Below are 17739 nucleotides of genomic sequence, written 5' to 3' on the forward strand. Positions count from 1 at the left end.
TTAAAACTTTTAGGAGCTGTTATACTATGAAATATAAAAAAATTATAGCTATGATGACTTTAGTATTTATGTGTACCTTTATGGTTGGGTGTTGGGATAAAGTAGAAATAGATAAAAGATTATTTATATCTATGATAGGAATAGATCCAGGTAAAGATATAGATAAAGAAGAAGAAATGGAAAAAATAAAGCAAAATGAGCCTTTCTCTAAAACAGATATGGAAAAACTTAATATAACTTATGGTTTTCCTGATATAAGTGAGTTAGGTCCACAAAAAGGAGCACAAGCAACTGAAAAACATATTAGTGTTTCTGGATACTCTATGGAAAATAGTGTAGGAAAAGCTACAGAAAAGAGCAGTAGAGCATTGACTTTTGGACATTTGAAATTATTACTTTTAAATGAAGGGTTAGTAGAGCATGAAAAAACTTTTAAGGAAGTTATAGACTATATAGAAAGGCAACCAGCTATAAATAGAATGATTTATTTATCTTTAACTAATATTCCAAGTAGTCAAATAGTAGAATTTAAGCCTAATGTTGAAAAAGATGTAGAAGCCTATATAGAGGGGATTATGAACAATAATAAAAATAACAATACTTCATTTCCTACTACTTTAGATGAATTTTTAGAAAATTTAAGTACAACAGGAAATTCAGTACTTCCAGTAGTAAGTATAGATAAAAAAGATAAAGAGCTTAAAATATCTGAGCTTGCTTTAATAAAAGATTACAAAATTGTAGGAAGTTTATCTATAAATGAAGGTAATAGTATTGAACTTGTAAAAGGGAATTTTAAAAAAGGAACAAGAAGTATTGTAAGAGAAGGTAGTCCCATAGATTATTCTATAGAAGGCTTTGAAAGAAAAATAAAGTTAAATGATGACAGTGGAAAACTAAGTTTTGATATAAATTTATCTTTAGAAGGACAAATTAAAAATTATAATTCAGATAAAAATATATTTTCTAAAAAAGCCATAGATGAAATAGAAGAAGATTTTAATCAATCTATAAAACAAGAAATAGATCAAGTCATAAAAGTAACTCAAAGTAAATATGATTGTGATGTTGTAGGGCTAGGCTCCTACCTATATAAATATCATCCTAAAACATGGAAAAAAGTAAAAGATGATTGGGATAACATATACAAGAAAGTAAAAGTTAATATCAATGTAGATACAAACATAAGAAGAGTTGGATCAACAAAATAAGAAGGATATACTTGTATATAACTACAATATTTTGGTAATAATACTTAATAGTTTAATGAGAGTGGGGTATTAATATGAAAAAAATATTAAGTATAATGAATGTTGTAGTTATATTATTGTTTATAGTATTTAATAATGCAGCTTCTGCAAAAGAAGGTACAAGCGTTCAAAAGGATATAGCAAGTAAAATAATAAGATTTCATGTAATAGCTAATAGCAATAATGTTCAAGATCAATCATTAAAATTAAAAATAAAAGATGAAATTATAAAATATATGAACCCTAAATTATCAAAATCTAAAGATATATGTGAATCTAGAGAAATATTAAAAAGAGAAGATAAAAATATAATAAAAATAGCAAATAAAGTTATAGAAGAAAAAGGGTATTCCTATTCTTTGAAAACTACATTAGATAAAGAAAATTTTCCAATAAAAACATATGGCAATATAACTTTACCTCAAGGAAAATATGAAGCATATAGAGTAGTTATAGGAAATGGAAAAGGTCAAAATTGGTGGTGTGTTATGTTTCCTCCACTTTGTTTTGTAGATGTAACAAAAGGAGAAGTTTCTTCTAAAAAAACAGAAAATCAGATGAAAAAGATAATATCAAAAAATGAGTATAATAAAATAGATAATAAAAAAAATAAATCTATTAAGATAAAATCAAAATTAGTAGAGACTATAAAAGCTGTTTCTAAGTAAATAAAAAAGCCTGTATTGTATTTGTAAATACAGGCTTTTTATAATAAGAATTTTTGAGCGGTTTTTAGAAAATGTTGTTCTATAGATTTAAAAAAAGTATTAGTGTCTTTAGGGTTATCATCAAAGTATATGTTATTGTTATAACCGCTGCTTTTTTTAGATTCTATTAAAGAATTTAATAAATTATATATATCATTTCCACAATTAGGCTTTGAAAAAATACTACAATTATGTTTCATAGATTTAAGTTTGTTTTCAGATGATAATAGCTTATGGATTTCATCTGGAGCATTATCTATAGAGTTTATATTTATTGCTAAATTATTTTTTAATAAGAATCTAGCATTTTTTTCTTCTTGTCCTGGAATAGGAGAAAATATAGCCATAGGAAGATTACATATTAAAGCTTCTGTTATAGTAAGTCCACCAGGTTTTGTTAATAAAACATCTGCACATTGCATATATTTATTAACTTTATTAGTAAAACCAATAACTTTAGTTTTATTTTTAGCGCTAGTTTTCAATTTGTCTAATTCAGAATATAATTTTTTATTATTTCCTGTAATTACGATTATTTGTATATCATCTTCTAAGTTCATTAATTTCTTATATATAGAAGAGATTTTACCGATTCCTAGGCTTCCACCCATCATTAAGAGGGTGATTTTATTTGGATCTAAATCTAAGCTTTTTAAAGTTTCTTTTCTGTTAAATTTTTTGAAAAATTCTGGTTTAACAGGTATGCCATAGTCAAATATTTTCCTTGAGTCTGCACCTTTATCTACCATTTCTTCTATCATGTCAGAATTAGATACTATGTACCTGTCAGTATTTTTTTGTATCCAAGTACCATGGGAACCATAATCCGTTAATATAGTTACACAAGGTATATTAAATTTCCCTTTTTCTTTCATTATAGATACCATTTCTGCTGGAAATGGATGGGTTGATACTATAACGTCTGGGTTATATTCTTTTATAAATGGAAAAAGTTTAAGGGTCATCATCTTATTAAAATTTGATGTAATAAAACTAGTTAATCCATCATCATCTTCAGTATTAGAATACATTTTACCAAATAATGCAGGAGAAACTTTTATAGTTTTAAGGTAACTTCCTATAACAACTTTATCAATTAAAGGATTTATATATTTTAATGTATCCACTATTTTGATATCAGAATTTGCATTATTTAGTTTTATATATTGTTTTAAAGATTCAGCAGCTTTTGCATGACCACCGCCAGCTGATACTGATAATATTAAAATTTTCATTAATTTCACCTTCTGGTTTATAGATTAATAATGGTTATATTAAATAACCAATTCATCTTTGTTCAATAATATTATATAAGATATATAATCAATAATAAACTGGTTTAATTAAGTTTTAAGGAAATCTTAATTAATATTTAACCCTAATAAAATTCAAGTCTTTAGTTTTATTATTACAAATTTTATATAAATTATTTAATATTTTAATAGATATTATGTATATTTGATGAATAAGAAAAAATGTAAATACGGATACTATATTAAGAAAGTTTTGGAGGTTATTTACATGAAAGCAAATATAAAAAGAATAACATATACATTGATTGTAACATTAATAATTGTATTTTCTACAACCTTTGCTATTCTAATGACATTAGAAAGAAGTGATTATAGAAACTATTTACAAGGTGAGTATAGTAAAAATATGCATGAATTAATATCTTCTGTTCAAAACATAAGGATTAATCTTTCTAAATCAGCAATAATAAATTCTAGAGACCAAAAGATAATAACATTTCAAGAGATATTTAGATACTCATCAATTGCAAATGATAAATTACATTCTATGCCTATAAGTGAAGATACAATACAATACACTAGTAATTTTTTATCTCAAGTAGGTGATTTTTCTAATACTTTAGCTAAGTCTATTGTTGAAAATAAGGATATATCTAAAGAAAGCTATAATAATATAGAAAAATTAAAAGATCAATCTTTTAATCTAGAGAATAAACTTAGCAGTATAGTAACAGATGTAAACCAAGGAAATTTAAAATGGGGAGAAATAAGAAAAAAGGTTAGTGGAGTCCTTGCTAAAGATAAAGATAAATTAATACCACAGAAATTTAAAAATATAGAAAAGCAAGTATTGCAATATCCTTCATTAATATATGATGGACCTTTTTCAGACAATGTTTTAGATATAAAACCTAAGGTTAATAGTGAAAAAGCTGTAACTAGAAAAGAAGCGGAAAATGTTGTTAGAAAATTATTAGGGAAAAATAATATAGAGTCTATAAAAATAGATACTAATAAAAGGAAAACAAGAATAGATAGTTATAGATTTATAGTATCTATCAAAGGTAGAAGTGAAAAAGACTCTAAAATAGTATGTGAAGTTAGTAAAAAAGGTGGTAAACTAATATATTTGTTAGATGAAAGAAATGTAGGTCAGCCTAAAATTAATATGAATAAAGCTATAGATATTGGCAATAAATATTTAAAGGATATAGGTTTTGATAACATGATTCCTACTTATACATTAAATTATAGTAATGTAGCTGTAATAAATTATATATATAAGGAAGATAATGTTATGATATATCCAGATCAGATAAAACTAAAAATATCCTTAGATAAAGGTGAAATCATAGGAGTAGAATCTGAAAAATATTTAGTAGCCCATCACAAGAGAAATATACCAAAACCTAAAGTAACTAAAGAAGAAGCTAAAAAGAAAATAAGTGATAATTTTAAAGTTAATTCTGAAAAATTAGTAATGATACCTACACCTAATAATACAGAAAAATTATGTTATGAATTCTCAGGTACTTATAAGAAAGATAACTTTAAAATATATATAGATGCAAATACAGGTTTTGAAGAAAGAATTATACAAATATTAGATACTCCTAATGGGGAATTGACAATGTAAAGTAAATAAAAGAAAATAAAGAGTGGATAAATATATATTCACTCTTTATTTGTATTATAATAGAATATATTTATATTATTTAAAATATTTTAAGAAAGAAAGGTTGAGTTTTATATGACAAAAGCTTTGGCGATGATGTCTGGGGGATTAGATAGTACATTAGCAGCTAAACTTGTAAAAGATCAAGGTATAGAAGTTATAGCAATTTGTTTTAAATCTTATTTTTTTAATGAAAAAAATGCAGAAAGAATGACAAAACAAATAGATATTCCATTAGAAGTAGTAGATTTCTCTAAAGAGCATTTAGAAATGGTTAAAGATCCTAAACATGGGTATGGTAAAAATATGAATCCATGTATCGATTGCCATGCTATGATGATGAAGTATTCAGGAGAACTTTTGAAAAAGTATGATGCTGATTTTATAATAACAGGAGAAGTTTTAAATCAAAGACCTATGTCACAAAATAAATCAGCTTTAAATTTAGTTAAAAAAGAATCTGGATTTAAAGAAAAAATATTAAGACCACTTTGTGCTAAAAATTTAGAACCAACTAGTATGGAACTTGAAGGACTTATAGATAGAGAAAAACTTTTAGGTATCTCTGGAAGAAGTAGAAAGATCCAAATGGAATTAGCAGAAAAATGGGATATAAAAGATTATCCTTCAGCAGCAGGGGGATGTAAGCTTACAGAACCTAATTATTCTAAAAGATTAAGAGATCTATTAGAAAATAAAAAAAACCCAACTGAAAATGACATGGAATTATTAAGATGGGGAAGACATTTTAGAAATTCTGATAAATGCAAAGTTATATCTAGTAGGACTAAAGATGAAGGAGATATTATAACAAGTTTATTAACTAAAGACGATTATATATTCTTAGCAGACAAGTATAAGGGGTCATTAGTTGCTATAATAGGAGATCCTAGTAAAGAGGATATAGAGTTAGCAGCTAAGATTACAGGAAGGTATTCTAAAGGAAGGAATGAAGAATCAATAAAAATTAAGTATGGTAATTTTAATACTGATTTAAATGATTTTATAGAAATAAAGCCAGCATCAGATGATATTATAAACAAATATATTATATAAAAGGGGTATGGTAAATGAATAAAAAGGCATTAATTCATGTGTTTAGTGTTCAACCTGATGAAAGTGATAAAGAAGAACCTATAGAGGTTGTTACTCCTGGAAGTTTTTATAAGAAAGGAGATTTTTATTATGCAATGTATGAAGAAACAGAAATCTCTGGAATGGAAGGAACTACAACTACATTGAAAATAGGAGAAGACAAATTTTCCTTAATAAGGAGAGGAAATATTACAAGCAAAATGGAATTTGAAATGGATAAGAAAAATATATCTATGTATAATACTCCTTATGGAACATTACAATTAAGTATAGATACTAAAGAATTAGACATAGAAATGGGAGAAGAAGGTGGTAAAATATCTATAGACTATGATATGACTGTAGAAGGTCAAAAACCACAAAATACTTCACTTAATGTACATATTGAAGCGCAGTAAAATTATTAATGGGCTCTAAATTTATAAGAGCTCATTTTTATATTATATAGGAACCTATAAGCTTTTATAAAAATATGTTTCTGTTATATTTTATAGTAGTTTAAAAACTAAGTTATTTGGATAAAATTACTAATATATTAAATTAGTAGGGAGTGTATATTATGTATTTCTCCAATAATAAAAAATATGAAATAATAATAGAACTAATATGTAAATATAAAGCTGTGTCAAAAAAGGAACTAATAAGTATATTAAAGGATGATGATTGTGGATACTTGTTATTCTTATTACTAAGGAAATATAATTGTATAGATTTAAAATTATTAAAGAGAGATTTTAATATAGAGAATAAAAAAGAACTTTATATTTATATAGAGAAAGCAGAGAAAGAACTTTTAACTAATAAAAAGATAAGAAATATGTTTTTTGAAGCAGAAGATATAATAGACAATATAAAATAAATTTATTATAAAACAAAAAAACAGTAGCACAACAAATTAATTTGTGTTATTATATACAAGTATGTTTTATAAAAGAAAAAAATATATAGTTATACTATTATAATAACAGTATAATAAGGGTAATATTGATTATAAACTTTATTAATATTATTGTCAATATAAAATAACATATAAATGTAATTTTTTTAGACGTATAGATATAAAAATTTATGTAGGGGGTGAAAACTGCTTTAATTTATTAAGGCAGGAAAAGGTATGAGTACTAAATACATATTTGTAACAGGAGGAGTTGTATCCTCATTAGGAAAAGGAATAACAGCAGCTTCATTAGGAAGACTTTTAAAAAATAGAGGATTAAAAGTTTCTATACAAAAATTTGATCCATACATAAACATAGATCCAGGAACTATGAGTCCTTATCAACATGGAGAAGTATTTGTAACAGATGATGGAGCAGAAACAGACTTAGATTTAGGACATTATGAAAGATTCATAGATGAAAATTTAAGTAAAAACAGTAATGTAACTACAGGTAAAGTTTATTGGTCAGTTATATCAAAAGAAAGAAAAGGCGACTATTTAGGAGCTACAGTTCAGGTTATACCACATATAACAAATGAAATAAAAGCTAATGTATATAAAGTTGGTAAAGAAAGAGATGTAGATGTAGTTATAACTGAAATTGGAGGAACAATTGGAGATATAGAATCTCAACCATTCTTAGAATCTATAAGACAAATAAAATATGAAGTTGGAAGAGAAAATGTTTGTTTTATACATGTTACACTAGTTCCTTATTTAGGAAAAGCAGGAGAACTTAAAACAAAACCAACTCAACATTCAGTAAAAGAATTAAGAAGTATAGGTATCCAACCAGATGTTATAGTTTGTCGTTCAGAAAAATATATATCTCAAGATTTAAGAGAGAAAATCGGATTATTTTGTAATGTAGATGCTAAGGACGTTATTCAAAACCTTGATGCTTCGAACTTATATGAAGTACCATTAATGCTTCATGATGAAGGATTAGATAACTTAGTATGTGATAAACTATCATTAAATTGTAATGAAATAGATAATTCAGAATGGAAAAGTTTAGTTCACAATGTTAAAAATCTTTCAAAAGAAGTTACTATTGGATTAGTTGGAAAATATGTAGAATTACATGATGCATATATATCAGTAGTTGAAGCTTTAAATCATGGAGGATTCTTTAATAATTCAAAAGTTAAGATAAAGTGGATAAATTCTGTTGACATAAATGATGAAAATGCTAAAGATCATTTATCAGATGTAGATGGAATATTAGTACCAGGTGGTTTTGGAGATAGAGGAGTAGAAGGTAAAATAAGTGCTTGTAAATGGGCAAGAGAAAATAAAGTTCCTTTCTTAGGAATATGTCTAGGAATGCAATGTGCAGTTATAGAATTCTCAAGAGATGTTTTAGGTTATAGTGATGCTCATACTTCAGAAATAAATCCAAATACAAACTATCCAGTTATAGATTTAATGTCAGATCAAAAGGATGTAGATTCTAAAGGTGGTACTATGAGATTAGGTTCATATCCTTGTAAATTAGAAAAAGAATCTAATTCATATAAGGCTTATAAAGAAGATCTTATTAATGAAAGACATAGACATAGATATGAGTTTAACAATAAATTTAGAGAAGATTTAGAGAAGGCTGGTCTTATATTAACAGGAACAAGCCCTGATAATAGATTAGTAGAAATAGTTGAAGTTAAAGATCATCCTTGGTTTGTAGCAGTTCAATTCCATCCAGAGTTGAAATCTAGACCAAATAGACCACACCCATTATTTAGAGAATTTGTTAAAGCTTCTTTAAACAATAAATAATATGGATTTTTAATATAAAAATCAATTTAAATATAAAAGAATAAAAATACCAATTTAAGATTTTAGCTTAAATTGGTATTTTTATTATATATATATCATATTATAAAATAAAATATTAAAATTCTATGGATGTTTTATATATCTTAAATTATAAAAATTAAGATAGTTAATAAACTTATTTTAAAATGTAAACATATTATAGAATAAAAGAATTAAAGAAAAACTTATCTAATAATAATTTTTATTTTTTTATATTTATTTTAGCAAATAGTTATAATACACACTTAAAGTGAGTTAGAGTGGTTTTATATAACTAAATTATTAACAATTTTAAATTTAAATTATCTTTTATTGAAGGATTTTATTTATATTTATAGAAATATATAAATATAAAAATATCAATTAATGAAGTAAAGTAGAATATATTGTATTAATTTGTATTAAAATGTTTTATTTATAAGTCAGGAGGTGTGTTTTTACGCTATTAAATACAGAGTTAAATATAGCCATAAAAGATGTTTTTGATAAATATTACATAACAGATTTTTCTTTGTTTAATATTGAAGGTATGGATTTTAAAGACATGCCTTTAGAAGTTAAGAATATAGAGAATAAACAAATATTTTTTAAAATGAAATGCCCTTTATGTGGTAAAATTCATAAATATAGTTATAATATAAAAGAGTTTTTTAAAAGGCAAATGATAGTTTGTGGATGTGAATGTTTTGGTATTCCTCTTTTTTACATAGGAAACAAAGAAAAAGTTAGAGAAAGAGTGACAAAACATAATGAGTTAAAAGAAAAAATGTATATGATGATGTAGAGTAGTTAACACTACTCTATTGTTTTTTGTTTTTTTAATTTAAAATTTATTGAAATTATGGATTAAAGTGTACAAATAGGTTATAATGTTTTATGTAATATAAAATTCTACATATTTATCTGATCCTTTCGTAAAGTTTCTTTAAAAATTCCCTAATAAATGTACAAACTAATAATGAGAGGTGTTACTTTTGGAAAGTAAGGATTACCAAAGCATGACTGTTAAAGAGTTAAGAGCCATAGCTAAAGAATTAGGTATTAAAAGTATATCTAAATATAAAAAAGATGAATTGATACAAGAAATAAAAAAAACAAACCCAGTGTCTATTAAAAAAGATGGGAAACTTTTGGTTGAAAAAATTTCTAATAAAAATAGTGTACAAGTAGAAAATAATCACGGAAAAGTTTTAAAAGAAAAGAAAATAGATCATAATGGTACCCATCATAATGTTACTCACAATAATACAAATCATAATAATGTAAATCACAACAATGCTGGAAAAAAAGAACGATTAAAAGAAATGATAAATGAATCAAATAGTGCTAAGGGAGTATTAGAGATAATTGAAAATAACAATTATGGATTTTTAAGAGGACATAATTACCTGTCAGGTCCAGAAGATATATATGTATCTCCTTCACAAATAAGAAGATTTAACTTAAAAACTGGAGATGAAGTAGAAGGTAAAGTTAGAATTCCAAAAGAAGGAGAAAAATTTAAGGCTCTATTATATGTAGAAAAAGTAAACGGAGAAAATCCAGAAAGAGCAGTAGGAAGAAAACCTTTTGAAAACTTAGTTCCTATATATCCTAATCAAAGAATAAGATTAGAAACTAGTGAAGGGGATTTATCTACAAGGCTTATGGATATAGTTTCACCTATAGGTAAGGGACAAAGAGGTATGATAGTTGCTCCCCCTAAAGCTGGTAAAACAACTTTACTTAAGAAAATAGCTCAAAGTATTTCTAAAAACAATCCTAATGTAAAGCTTATAGTACTTTTAATTGATGAAAGACCAGAAGAAGTTACAGATATGCAAAGATCTATAAATGGAGAAGTTATTTATTCTACTTTTGATGAGGAACCACAACATCATACTAAGGTAACTTATATGGTACTTGAAAGAGCTAAAAGAATGGTTGAACAAGGTCAAGATGTGGTAATACTTTTAGATAGTATAACAAGATTGTCTAGAGCCTATAATTTAACTATAACTCCAACTGGAAGAACTTTATCCGGTGGATTAGATCCAGGTGCTCTTATAATGCCTAAAAAATTCTTCGGAGCTGCTAGAAATATAGAATATGGAGGTAGCTTAACTATTTTAGCTACAGCTTTAATTGAAACTGGTAGTAGAATGGATGATATGATATTCGAAGAATTTAAAGGAACAGGAAATATGGAAGTACATCTTAATAGAAGACTTCAAGAAAAGAGAATATTCCCAGCTATAGATGTTTATAAATCTGGAACTAGAAGAGATGATTTATTATTTGTAGATCCTTTAGAAAAAGACGTAGCTTTCAATATAAGAAAATTATTATATGATGAGAAAAATGTGGAAAATATTACAGAACAGATATTGAGCTTAATGTCAAAGAGCAAAGATAATAAAGAATTTTTAAATGTAGTAAGTAAGGTCGGAATGAGCAGAAAATCTAACAAATAAAAAATAGACAGTATGCACTGTCTATAGTAATAAAACCTAATCAATCCGATTAGGTTTTGTTATTATTATTCTACATCGTCTTTAGATAAGTTGAATTTTTTCATGAACTTATCTACTCTTCCACCAGCATCAACAATTTTTTGTTTGCCAGTGAAGAATGGATGGCATTTAGAGCATATTTCTACTTTTAATTCTTTTTTAGTTGAGCCAGTTGTAAAAGTATTTCCACATGCACATTTAACTACAGCATCATGATGATATTCTGGATGTATGCCTTCTCTCATTATCTTCACCTCTTTCAAATTAAGTGATCTCTAATTTAACTACACCATTATAACATAGCCTTTTCTAATAAGTCAATAAATTACGTATTTTACTTATTTATATTAAAGGCTTAACTACAAATGAAGTCGTTTTATTGACATATATGGTTAATTAAAGTCCTTTATAATATTAAATATGTTTGATAAAATATATTTTGTTATTATAGTGGAGGTGTTTGTAAAAATGTATGGTCCTAAAAATCATGGTTGGATTGAAGTAGTAGCTGGCCCAATGTATAGTGGGAAAACAGAAGAACTTATAAGAAGAATTAGAAGGGCAAAGATAGCTAAACAGAAAGTTCAAATTTTTAAACCTGAAATAGACAACAGATATAGTAAGAGAGATGTTGTTTCTCATGGTGGTAATAAAGTTCAGTGTATACCAGTAAAAAATAGTAGTGATATACTAAGACTATTAGAGGAAGATACTCAAGTTATAGGGATAGATGAAGCACAATTTTTTGATGATGATTTAGTTAAAATAGTAAATGATTTAGCTGAAAATAATAAGAGAGTTATATGTGCAGGTTTAGATATGGACTTTAGGGGAGAGCCTTTTGGAATTATGCCTAAACTTATGGCTATAGCTGAATTTGTAGATAAAATACAAGCTATTTGTATGAAATGTAATAATCCAGCAACAAGAACTCAAAGACTTATAGACGGTAGACCGGCTAAGTATTCAGATCCTATAGTTTTAATAGGAGCAAAGGAATCTTATGAGGCTAGATGTAGAAAGTGTCACAGCGTTCCAAAATAAAATAGGTTAATATGGAGTGATATAGATGAAAAAAGATATAAAAGTTGGTGGTCAAGCAGTATTAGAAGGGGTAATGATGAGAGGGAAAAAAGGAATTGCTACAGCGGTAAGAAAACCAGATGGTAATATAGTAATAGATAAAAAAGATCATACTCCTTATTCTAGTAAAAATTTTATATTTTCTCTTCCTATTATAAGAGGATTTATATCGCTGATTGAATCTTTAGTTATTGGTATAAAGACTTTGAATTATTCTGCATCTTTTTTTGAAGAAGATTTAGAAGATGTAGAGGAAGGAAAATTTGAAAAATTACTAAAGAAAATATTTAAAGATAAAGCAGATGATGTAATAATAGGAACCACAGTTGTAATTTCTTTCTTTATAGCTGCAGTATTATTTTTTATATTACCTACTTTTATAGCTAATTTTTTTAAAAAAATAGACGTAGAAAACTCTATAGGCTTAAATTTGATTGAGGGAGTAATAAGGGTAATTATTTTTTTATCATATATAATCTTAATAAGCAAAATAGAAGATATAAATAGAGTTTTTCAGTATCATGGTGCAGAACATAAAACTATTCATTGCTATGAAAAAGAATTAGAGCTTACTCCAGAAAATGCAAAGAAGTTTACTACTCTTCATCCAAGATGTGGTACCAATTTTTTGTTTTTGGTTATGATAGTAAGTATAATTTTATTTTCTTTTACTGGATGGGAAAGCATAGGAGAGAGAATACTTTATAGAATTATTTTACTTCCTTTAGTATCAGGAATCACTTATGAAGTTATAAAATGGCTTGGAAAAAGTAGTGGAGCTATTAGTAAATTTATATCTTGGCCAGGACTTATGCTTCAAAAACTAACTACAAGAGAACCAGACTTGAAACAATTGGAAGTAGCTATATCTGCTCTTAAATCTGCAGAAGGTATAGAAGATTAATTGGAGTGATTACATGAATATAAGAGAAGTTTTATTAAAAGCTTATGAAAAATTAAAAAAAGAAAATATAGATACCTATCAGTTAGATGCTCAGTTATTGTTATCAAAAGTTTTAGTAAAGGATAGACTATTTATTTTAACTAATCCTAATTATAATATTAATGAAGATATATTAGAGAAATATACTGAACTAATTAATCTTAGAAAAAATAAGATGCCTATAAAATATATTTTAGGAAAATCAGAATTTATGGGAATAGATTTTTATATAAAAAAAGGAGTCTTAATCCCAAGACCTGATACAGAAATATTAGTAGAAGAAGTATTAAGTGATATAAAAACTAATAATTTTAAAAATATATGTGATGTATGTTGTGGAAGTGGTGCTATAGGGTTATCTATAAGTAAAATTTTAGAAGATGTTAAGGTTAATTGTTATGATATATCTAATATAGCTTGTAGTGTTACTGAAAAAAATATAAATAATCTTTCTTTAAAAGATAGGTGTAAAGTTTATAAAAGCGATTTATTAAAAAAGTGTATAGAAGAAGATTTAAAATTTGATGTTATTGTATCTAATCCTCCATATATAAAAGAAAAGGTAATAGAAACTCTTATGGAAGATGTGAAAAACTATGAACCTTATGAAGCCTTATCTGGTGGAGAGGATGGATTAGATTTTTATAGAAAAATAACAAATCAAAGTTTAGAAGTTTTAAAAAAAGATGGTTTATTAGCTTTTGAAATAGGATATGATCAAAAATATGATGTGGAAAATATTTTAAGAGACCATGGATTTCATGAAATAACTACTATTAAAGATTTAGCAGGGAAAGATAGAGTAGTTAAAGGGTTTAAATAGGTTGTAATTTAATTGATAAATATGTTATAATATGATATTGTGAAAATATGTATACGGAGTGAGAATAATGTTAGAAAAACTGAATTTCATAGAAAATAAATATGAAGAATTATCTAATAAAATAAGTGATCCTTCCATAATGGCTAACCAAAGGGAATGGAGAAAGCTTTGTAAAGAACACGCAGACTTAGAACAGATTGTAGAAAAATATAAAGAATATAAAGAAGCTAAAGACAGTTTAGAAGAAGATAAAGAAATGCTTAAAGATGACATAGATAAAGAATTAAAAGAAATGGCACAAGAAGAAATAAAAGAGTTAACTTCTACATTAGAAAACTTAGAAAAAGAGTTAACTTTAATGTTATTACCTAAAGATCCAAATGATGACAAAGATGTATTTATTGAAATTAGAGCTGGAGCTGGTGGAGAAGAGGCTGCTTTATTTGCTGCTAACCTTTTAAGAATGTATAGTAGATATGCAGAAAGAGTTCGCTGGAAAGTAGAAACTATAAGTGTAAATGCAACTGATATTGGTGGATTTAAGGAAGTAACTGTAGCTGTTAAAGGTAAAGGTGCATACAGTAGATTAAAATATGAAAGTGGAGTTCATAGAGTTCAAAGAGTTCCAGATACTGAATCAAGTGGTAGAATACATACTTCAACTGCAACTGTAGCAGTTCTTCCAGAAGTTGACGATGTAGATATAGAAATAAGTGCTAATGATGTTAGAATAGATGTTTATAGAGCATCTGGACATGGTGGACAGTGTGTAAATACTACAGATTCAGCAGTAAGAATTACACATTTACCTACAGGTATGGTAGTTACATGTCAAGACGAAAAATCTCAACTTAAAAATAAAGAAAAAGCAATGAAAGTTTTAAAAGCTAGATTATTTGAAAAAGCAGAATCAGAAAGACAGGCAAGTATAGCACAAGACAGAAAAAGTCAAATAGGAACAGGGGATAGAAGTGAAAGAATAAGAACATATAACTATCCTCAAGGAAGAATAACAGATCATAGAATAGGATTAACTTTGTATAAACTAGAATCTTTCTTAGATGGAGATATAGATGAAGTTATTGATTCTTTGATAACAGCAGATCAAGCTGAAAAGATGAAAGATTTAGGAAGTAATGTTTAATTACTAATTTAAATTTAATTTTATTGAAAAGGAAGAGAGATATATGGATTTAAATAAAGCCATCAGAAAGCAGAATAAATCTTTTAAAAGATTCTTGCTACTTATGAGCTTTATTTTTTTTATTTTGCCAGTAATTCTCTATTTATCAGGTAATTTTAATAATGTTTTTTACTTAACTTATTTAATTTTCATAGAATTACTTATACTGGCATCTGTTCTTATTAGATCAAGTAAAGAAAAATTAGAATTTTATTATAAAAATAATAGATTAAAAGTTTATTTAGGATTTAGAAACAAAAAACTAAACATAGTTTGCGATAAAGTTAAGTTAGTTCATGTAGAAAAATATACAGATGTTTATGGAAATGAGGATTTTAAGATAATACTATTAGCTACCTCAACTTTTAGAAGTCAAAGGATGGTACTTGTAAATAATAGATTTTTGAAAAATCATCCCTATGTTTTTCACTATTATAAAAAGCTAGAGGGTATGCATCCACATACCCTTTGTTATTATACTATAGTAAAACGAGGGGGAGCTAAAAAATATTATCTTCTAGATGCTTTATATAGAACCTGTGTATATAGTGATTTTACAGAAGAATGTATAGAGAAAATTAAAATTCTTAGAAAAGAAGTAGATATAGATAACTAGAATAAATATATATATGAAGTAATAAGTATTATATATAATTAATGTTTAAGGTGATGTCTTGAATAACAATATATTATATGTAGTATTTTTCGGATCTTTTATATCTTTGATAGGTACTATGATAGGAGCTTTTTTAGGTATATCCATAAAAAATCCTTCTAATAAATTATTAGGCAAATTAATAGGATTTTCTGCAGGACTAATGTTATCTGTAGTGGTATTTGATCTTATCCCAGAAGCTTTAAGTAAACATAATATTAAAAACATGGTACTATGTTTTATATTAGGGATATCTTTAATTATGGTTATAGATATAAAGTCAAATAATACATCTATAAATGAGCACAAGAAAGTAGCCTTTTTAGCAGCCATAGGGCTTATGCTCCATAACTTTCCAGAAGGTATGCTTATGGGATGTGGATTTGCTACAGGAAATAATTTAGGGCTTAAGATGTCTTTTATAATAGCTATTCATGATATACCGGAAGGAATAGCTGTAGCAGCTCCTCTTATAGCTTCTAAGGAAAAACCATATAAGACCTTATTATATGTGTTTTTCACAGCTTTTCCAACGGCTATAGGATCTTTTATAGGTATATATATGTACAGGGTATCTGATGGCTTTATAGGAATTCTTCTATCTTTAGCTTCAGGCATAATGCTGTATGTTGTTTGTGGCAATATGATACCAGAATCTTCTAAATTATATGGAAACAAGATACCTATGCTATTCATAATTATTGGGATTATAGTAGGAGTTTTTATAATCAATGTATTATAATTAAATATAGGATGGTGTTTAAAATGAATACAAAAATTGCCAAGTTACAAGGCAAAGACATTGATGAAGAAATTATAGAAGAAGCAGGGAAGATTTTAAAAAATGGAGGACTAGTAGTATTTCCTACAGAAACAGTTTATGGATTAGGAGCAAATGCTTTAGATGAAAATGCAGTGAAAAAAATTTTTAAAGCTAAAGGTAGGCCACAAGATAATCCTTTAATAGTTCATATAAGTGATATTGAAGAAATAAAACCTTTAGTAAAAGAAATTCCTGATGTTGCTAAAAAACTTATGGATAAATTTTGGCCAGGGCCAATGACTATAATTTTACCTAAAACAGATTTAATACCTGATGAGACTAGTGCAGGGCTTAATAGTGTTGGTATAAGGATGCCTTCTAATTTGATAGCAAAGAAAATAATAGCTGAAGCTAAGTGTCCCATAGCTGCTCCTTCTGCTAATTTATCAGGAAAACCTAGTCCTACAGATATGGATAGATGTGTAGAAGATTTAAAAGGGAAAGTCAATTATATTATAGGTGAAAGTCAATCAGATGTTGGCGTTGAATCTACAGTTATAGACTGTACTTCCTATCCTCCTTGTATATTAAGACCTGGTGGAATTACCCTTGAAATGTTAAAAGAGGTAGATAGTAAAATTTATATAGATGAAGCTATAATGAAAAAACCTAGTGAAGATTTTAAGCCTAAAGCTCCTGGAATGAAATACAGACATTATGCACCTAAAGCTCCTTTAAAAATTATTAGTGGAGATTTAAAGAAAACTATTGCAAAAATTAACGAAATGGTGCAAAATTATATAGATGATAATAAAAGGGTAGGAATAATTGCAACTGATGAGACTTTAGACAGATATTCTTTAGGAGAAGTTATATCTATAGGAAGTAGAGAAAATACATCAACTATAGCTCATAACTTATTTGAAGTTTTAAGAGAATTTGATGATAAAGAGGTAGATATAATACTATCAGAGTCTTTTGAAGAAAAAGGTATAGGACTTGCGATTATGAATAGACTTAAAAAATCCGCAGGATTTAATATTATGTATATAGATTAGGAGG

The 17739-nt window shown here is 26.6% G+C and carries 18 protein-coding genes; 16 read left to right on the forward strand and 2 right to left on the reverse strand.

Annotated elements, in window-relative coordinates; all coding sequences use genetic code 11:
* Nucleotides 1–26: 26 nt before the first annotated feature.
* Nucleotides 27–1211 (forward strand): Ger(x)C family spore germination protein, encoded by a 1185-nt coding sequence (locus tag ABDZ71_RS14335; protein WP_343762578.1) that lies wholly within the window; start codon nucleotides 27–29, stop codon nucleotides 1209–1211.
* A gap of 74 nt (nucleotides 1212–1285) precedes the next feature.
* The gene (gene spoIIR / locus ABDZ71_RS14340) at nucleotides 1286–1918 is read left to right on the forward strand and encodes a stage II sporulation protein R (RefSeq protein WP_343762579.1); all 633 of its coding nucleotides are present in this window, start codon (nucleotides 1286–1288) and stop codon (nucleotides 1916–1918) included.
* 38 nt (nucleotides 1919–1956) lie between these two features.
* Here the strand turns inward: spoIIR and ABDZ71_RS14345 are convergent, their stop codons facing one another.
* Nucleotides 1957–3192, reverse strand: a complete 1236-nt coding sequence (locus ABDZ71_RS14345; protein ID WP_343762581.1) for an MGDG synthase family glycosyltransferase — start codon at nucleotides 3190–3192, stop codon at nucleotides 1957–1959.
* A gap of 286 nt (nucleotides 3193–3478) precedes the next feature.
* On the opposite strand from ABDZ71_RS14345, the gene ypeB reads away from it, so the two are divergent.
* From ypeB to rho, 7 genes are all read left to right on the forward strand, one after another.
* Complete coding sequence (gene ypeB, locus ABDZ71_RS14350) at nucleotides 3479–4846, forward strand: germination protein YpeB (protein WP_343762584.1); 1368 nt, start codon at nucleotides 3479–3481, stop codon at nucleotides 4844–4846.
* A gap of 114 nt (nucleotides 4847–4960) precedes the next feature.
* A complete protein-coding gene (locus ABDZ71_RS14355) occupies nucleotides 4961–5941 on the forward strand; it encodes a tRNA 4-thiouridine(8) synthase ThiI (protein ID WP_343762586.1) in 981 nt (326 codons plus the stop codon).
* A 14-nt stretch (nucleotides 5942–5955) separates the two neighbouring features.
* Entirely contained in the window at nucleotides 5956–6378 is a 423-nt protein-coding gene (locus tag ABDZ71_RS14360) for a YwiB family protein (RefSeq protein ID WP_343762588.1), read from the forward strand.
* Nucleotides 6379–6539: 161 nt separating this feature from the next.
* Nucleotides 6540–6839, forward strand: a complete 300-nt coding sequence (locus ABDZ71_RS14365) for a hypothetical protein (protein ID WP_343762589.1) — start codon at nucleotides 6540–6542, stop codon at nucleotides 6837–6839.
* A 255-nt stretch (nucleotides 6840–7094) separates the two neighbouring features.
* A complete protein-coding gene (pyrG, locus tag ABDZ71_RS14370) occupies nucleotides 7095–8696 on the forward strand; it encodes a CTP synthase (protein ID WP_343762590.1) in 1602 nt (533 codons plus the stop codon).
* A 550-nt stretch (nucleotides 8697–9246) separates the two neighbouring features.
* Nucleotides 9247–9519 (forward strand): hypothetical protein, encoded by a 273-nt coding sequence (locus tag ABDZ71_RS14375; RefSeq protein WP_343762592.1) that lies wholly within the window; start codon nucleotides 9247–9249, stop codon nucleotides 9517–9519.
* A gap of 190 nt (nucleotides 9520–9709) precedes the next feature.
* Nucleotides 9710–11188 (forward strand): transcription termination factor Rho, encoded by a 1479-nt coding sequence (gene rho / locus ABDZ71_RS14380; protein ID WP_343762593.1) that lies wholly within the window; start codon nucleotides 9710–9712, stop codon nucleotides 11186–11188.
* Nucleotides 11189–11253: 65 nt separating this feature from the next.
* Here rho and rpmE read toward each other — a convergent pair whose 3' ends face one another.
* Nucleotides 11254–11472 (reverse strand): 50S ribosomal protein L31, encoded by a 219-nt coding sequence (gene rpmE, locus ABDZ71_RS14385; protein WP_343762595.1) that lies wholly within the window; start codon nucleotides 11470–11472, stop codon nucleotides 11254–11256.
* 223 nt (nucleotides 11473–11695) lie between these two features.
* On the opposite strand from rpmE, the gene ABDZ71_RS14390 reads away from it, so the two are divergent.
* The 7 genes from ABDZ71_RS14390 to ABDZ71_RS14420 all read left to right on the forward strand — a co-directional run bounded on the left by ABDZ71_RS14390 (nucleotide 11696) and on the right by ABDZ71_RS14420 (nucleotide 17735).
* Complete coding sequence (locus ABDZ71_RS14390; RefSeq protein ID WP_343762597.1) at nucleotides 11696–12271, forward strand: thymidine kinase; 576 nt, start codon at nucleotides 11696–11698, stop codon at nucleotides 12269–12271.
* Between the two features lie 25 nt (nucleotides 12272–12296).
* The gene (locus tag ABDZ71_RS14395; protein WP_343762599.1) at nucleotides 12297–13214 is read left to right on the forward strand and encodes a DUF1385 domain-containing protein; all 918 of its coding nucleotides are present in this window, start codon (nucleotides 12297–12299) and stop codon (nucleotides 13212–13214) included.
* A gap of 13 nt (nucleotides 13215–13227) precedes the next feature.
* Nucleotides 13228–14076: a peptide chain release factor N(5)-glutamine methyltransferase gene (gene prmC / locus ABDZ71_RS14400; protein WP_343762601.1), complete on the forward strand. Its 849-nt coding sequence runs from the start codon at nucleotides 13228–13230 to the stop codon at nucleotides 14074–14076.
* A gap of 67 nt (nucleotides 14077–14143) precedes the next feature.
* On the forward strand, nucleotides 14144–15220 hold the full coding sequence (gene prfA / locus ABDZ71_RS14405) for a peptide chain release factor 1 (protein ID WP_343762603.1): 1077 nt from the start codon (nucleotides 14144–14146) through the stop codon (nucleotides 15218–15220).
* A 43-nt stretch (nucleotides 15221–15263) separates the two neighbouring features.
* Nucleotides 15264–15875 carry a hypothetical protein gene (locus ABDZ71_RS14410; protein ID WP_343762605.1) on the forward strand — a complete coding sequence of 204 codons (612 nt, stop codon included), beginning with the start codon at nucleotides 15264–15266 and terminating at the stop codon, nucleotides 15873–15875.
* Nucleotides 15876–15993: 118 nt separating this feature from the next.
* Nucleotides 15994–16656, forward strand: coding sequence for a ZIP family metal transporter (locus ABDZ71_RS14415; RefSeq protein ID WP_343763011.1), 663 nt, complete (start codon nucleotides 15994–15996; stop codon nucleotides 16654–16656).
* A 23-nt stretch (nucleotides 16657–16679) separates the two neighbouring features.
* On the forward strand, nucleotides 16680–17735 hold the full coding sequence (locus ABDZ71_RS14420; protein WP_343762606.1) for an L-threonylcarbamoyladenylate synthase: 1056 nt from the start codon (nucleotides 16680–16682) through the stop codon (nucleotides 17733–17735).
* Nucleotides 17736–17739 lie beyond the last annotated feature (4 nt).

The sequence above is a fragment of the Clostridium oceanicum genome (assembly GCF_039521385.1).
In the GTDB taxonomy this organism is placed as follows: Bacteria; Bacillota; Clostridia; order Clostridiales; family Clostridiaceae; genus Clostridium_F; species Clostridium_F oceanicum.